The 4120-nt window shown below is 42.6% G+C and carries 4 protein-coding genes and 1 pseudogene; 2 read left to right on the forward strand and 3 right to left on the reverse strand.

Annotated features, from left to right (window positions below; genetic code table 11):
- A pseudogene (locus WG89_RS33170) lies at positions 1-234 on the forward strand (hypothetical protein); the annotation flags it as partial.
- Between the two features lie 94 nt (positions 235-328).
- Here the strand turns inward: WG89_RS33170 and WG89_RS28500 are convergent.
- Positions 329-1033: a hypothetical protein gene (locus WG89_RS28500; protein WP_062271164.1), complete on the reverse strand. Its 705-nt coding sequence runs from the start codon at positions 1031-1033 to the stop codon at positions 329-331.
- Between the two features lie 187 nt (positions 1034-1220).
- On the opposite strand from WG89_RS28500, the gene WG89_RS28505 reads away from it, so the two are divergent.
- Positions 1221-2045, forward strand: coding sequence for a hypothetical protein (locus tag WG89_RS28505; RefSeq protein ID WP_153301899.1), 825 nt, complete (start codon positions 1221-1223; stop codon positions 2043-2045).
- Positions 2046-3264: 1219 nt separating this feature from the next.
- Here WG89_RS28505 and WG89_RS28510 read toward each other — a convergent pair.
- Together WG89_RS28510 and WG89_RS29950 are read right to left on the reverse strand one after the other, a co-directional pair.
- The gene (locus WG89_RS28510; protein ID WP_062271170.1) at positions 3265-3831 is read right to left on the reverse strand and encodes a hypothetical protein; all 567 of its coding nucleotides are present in this window, start codon (positions 3829-3831) and stop codon (positions 3265-3267) included.
- 76 nt (positions 3832-3907) lie between these two features.
- A partial coding sequence (locus WG89_RS29950) for an IS3 family transposase (RefSeq protein ID WP_153301900.1) occupies positions 3908-4120 on the reverse strand: 213 nt, incomplete at its 5' end.

The raw sequence follows: 4120 nt of genomic DNA on the forward strand, positions 1-4120 counted from the left end.
AATCATTGGGCGGTGGAGAATAATCTGCACTGGATTTTGGACGTTGCATTTTCAGAGGACGCATGTCAGATAAGCACAGGAAATGGGGCTGAAAATTTCTCCATTCTGAGACGGCTTGCGCTGAACGCTATCAAAGCCAATAAGGGAAGTCGCAGTATCAAGAGTCACCGGAAGCTAGCAGGGTGGGACCATAAGCACCTGAAAAAGCTGCTTTGCTCAGTCGTTCTGAATTGATGCAATTGCCCTGGGTCTGTAGGTTCCCATTTAACACCTCATTCAGTTAGTAATGAGGTGTCCACTAAAGCGGGGGAAGATCAGTCACCTGGATTTACTTGTTATGTTCGTATTCGAAGTCTCGAAGCTTCGCATTCCTCAGATCATTTGGCAGGTATTGAATCCATCTCTTCAAACCTTCAATCTGTTCAAGTGTCAAACTGCACTTTCTTAGCAGATGGCTTCTTAAGGAAAGTATAAATGCTATACCTTTGTCATTGTTTTTTTTCTCAAGGTAATAGAACGTTCTATTCAGAATGAACCGGTATGCATGACAAGTTGATAGATTTTTTAAAGAAAGTTTCGAGTTAATGTTTTTCTTAGAAAATGACTCAATATTTATAATATGTTTGATTTGGCTTTCTGTTAAGTCATCATTTTCTTTATAGTAGTTGTAGTATTCTTTTAACTTTTCAAAAGAAAGCCTTCTATTCTTTAAACTGAAGTCTTTTAATAGTTCTTCCCTCAATAGTAAATAGGATATTGCGGTAGATCTTTCGTTTTTCTCGCTAGTTGTTTTTTGACTTGCACCACTACTTGTGCCACTTTCTCCCTGTTTTAAAGAAACTAATGATTTAGTTAGGTCTGGAACATCGCTAACATTATTTGTTCCATGTAATTCAGCACATTGCTTACCTCCATAGTGAATATTGCCACCTCGGTCTCGCATAAAGTAGGCTGTTCCAGATGAGAGCTTATGCCCTTTTGCGCAATATGATTCTGTTGTTTCTTCTACGAAGTCTTTCTTTAATATCTTCAATATTTTTCTATCCTGAAATGAATATTACTCTATGATGCAGATGATGGAGAACATAACGCCAACTTCAGGGGCAGCACGCCAGTGCTGTCCCCTGGAAGTTATTGTTATGTGCGCTTACAGTGTCGTTACTGACTATTTGAATTTCAGTTTCTAGAATCAGTATATTTTGATACTAGGTATTTCATTTATGATTACGTTGAAAATGATAGTTAAATTTACAATATTTATGCTTTTAGTGTCTCTCTTTACGACAGGCATAGCTAAATGTGACGAGTTGCAAGCAAAAGTAATTAGAAAGAAAGGAACTGATATTTATCATGATATTAATAAAAAAATAATACGACCATCTGTTTCAATGAAAGATAATCTATATAACATGATCTTCAATGAATGTGAAGGTTTACAATATTACATATTTGGTGCTGGTATTAAAGATGGTTTTAGTTTTCGAAGTATTTTTAATGGTTGCTATCGTGACTTTCAAGATTCAGACAATAAAAAAACCACTGATGTTCGGTATGCTGTTTACCCAGGTTTTAGACCTCTTCATATTGGATTCAATCGAGAGAAAAGACCTCATCCTATACTTTGTGGTAATGAAAACCACATAGATGTATGCAATGATCCTCAGATTAAATTTAAACCTGTTCTGGTTTCTTCTACTACCAGTATTGATATACAGCTACCAGCATATGAAAAACTCGTCAATGGTATTGAGTGTTTTTATGGAGATGCGCGTAAATTTGGTTTTGATGATACTGATTTAAGCTATGTTTTTTATGGTGATATTTATCCATTTCCAACAGTGATCTGCGCTTTCCAGTATGACTTTAATGAAAACTATAGACAATATTCTTTCAGGGAGTTTGAGCGTGATGTTATACGGTTTATGCGTAGTTCAGATATGATTTCATCAGTCTGTAATAAAGCAGTTCAAAGCCACTCAATACGATTTGATCATTGCTCAAGATTTTATCCTGTCTCAGTAAAAGGATTGGAAAGGTTGAGGTAATGGTTTAGTCACATAACACCTGCAGCAGGGGCTGCGAACGCAGTGAGCCGTCCCAATGCCTGCACTTGTTAGCCGCAACCCGCAGCAGCCCATGCTGAGTGCTGGCCAACACCGAATGAAAACAAACGATGAAGCCTGAGCCAGCGGCGACTCACTCTTTTCGGTTGATGATTGTGATGACCTTGCAGCTCATGATAAACCAAAAATGCCAAGGCTTGCGATGAGCTTGAGTGCCATCCTGAACTGTGTTTGGCGCATTGCCTGGACTGGCGTTGCACGAAAGATTGAATGAGAAATACTCTTGCCAGCCTTTAATGAACTTACCTTTTACTCAGAACTTTATGCTGGCATGACACGAGGAAAAGACGACCATGCCTGAACGCCAGCTTAGATTGAATTGGTTACTGATTTTCTGGAGATTTCCAGACCAGAGAAACCACACTTGCACCCCAGCGGCTAACGCTTGGTTCAGGGGCTGCGCCGCAGGTGCAGTCCCATGCAACCACTTGGTACGCCCGGCATGGGCATGAATTTATGGGGTGAAAGTCCCCTGTGGGAGAGCCAGCATCGGATCTGGAGCTGAATACGCCCACCGATGATAACCACTAGCCGACGGCAAGTGCAGTCTCGCGAGAGCCTGTGTGGAGGAAGCCCGAGTGCAAAGGTGCGAGCCGACGAACAGAAATCGCATATAAGGCCGAGTCTCTGAGGCGAGTGTGCCAAGGAACACAAAGCCCTCTGGTTCGTGAGATACGGTAAATGCGGCGGTTGTGCACTGAAGGTTCATGTTCTTATCCGGGGAGATCTGTTTAACAGGCGATCGGTATTACTCCCGGTTCTCAGCCACCGGTTTCAACAGGCTCGGCGAATAGAACTCATCCCCCTGTTCGAGCAAACAGGATGAAACCCGATAGCGCTGGCAGGGGCAACTTTGCCGGTGATTAAACAGAAGTCAGCAGACGGCATAGTAGTCAAATGCCCAGCGTAATGGCTGGGACAGGGCGAAGGCCTGAACCTGAAGGTCAGTGAGGAGTCTGTGCAACTCAGTTACCCCATGCCCGACCGGGCTGAGGGGTGCTGGTGTAAAAGCAGAAACCGGCACTGGAGTATGTGGGGGTAATCGACCCACTTATTTTAAACATCTTCGGGAAACGCCCTGTGCGGACCCGCATGCAGGGTGTTGTGGGGGCTGGAGGCTAGAGACCTCCGGCTACCCGATTTAGCTTTCATTGCACGAAGCTCCTTTGCGCCTTATTTTACTAATATCGGTGCCTGATGCCGCTATTGGTATTACAAGAAAGCCTGTTCCAGCAAAAGATGTAGATTGCTCTACGCGACCTTCGCCTTTAGCATCAATGCCAAGTACGGTTTTACCTGTGCCAACACCAATAAATACATTGCCGGGTTCGGTGGCGCCAGATGCAATATATTCGCGTTTTAGCTCGATGCGGCCTTTTATGAAGGTGAAATGCTCGCCTTCTATGAATAATGATTTCTCAACCTCATTGCCAAGTTTAAAGGCAGTAACGGTTAATTCAGAGTTGTTTTTTGCCTCAACGAAAATTTCATCTGGCATATTATTTGGATCAAATACTTTGGGCCAAATTTTACCGCTTAGGCAAGTTAATGCCGACCCATCAGATGTATCACTACAATTCTCATAGCAGCCTTCAAACTCAGCAAGGCTTTTAGCTTCAGCAAAGCCTAAATCTTGATTTGGCTTAGTTGTAAAGGCGCAGCCAGAAATGAAGGCTGCTGAAATAATTATCAAAATATATTTATTCATAGTGAAAGCTAACGCCTAAATCAGGTGCGCCGTAGGCGTCTGAACTTCCCCCGATAAAATAGACACCTGTCTACAGCTAAGCAGCTGCTTCGTATTCTACCGGGGTTTGATAATTAAGGCTCGAGTGTAAACGAGTACGATTATAAAAATGTTGTATGTAGCCCGCTATGCTATCACGCAGCTGATAAACATCCCTAAAGGTATTGCCTGTCAGCAACTCTCCCTTTAATGAGTGGAAGAATGACTCCATCTCAGCATTGTCTGTGCAGTGATAAGCTCGATTCATGCT

Source organism: Endozoicomonas arenosclerae, from assembly GCF_001562015.1.
Taxonomy (GTDB): Bacteria; Pseudomonadota; Gammaproteobacteria; order Pseudomonadales; family Endozoicomonadaceae; genus Endozoicomonas_A; species Endozoicomonas_A arenosclerae.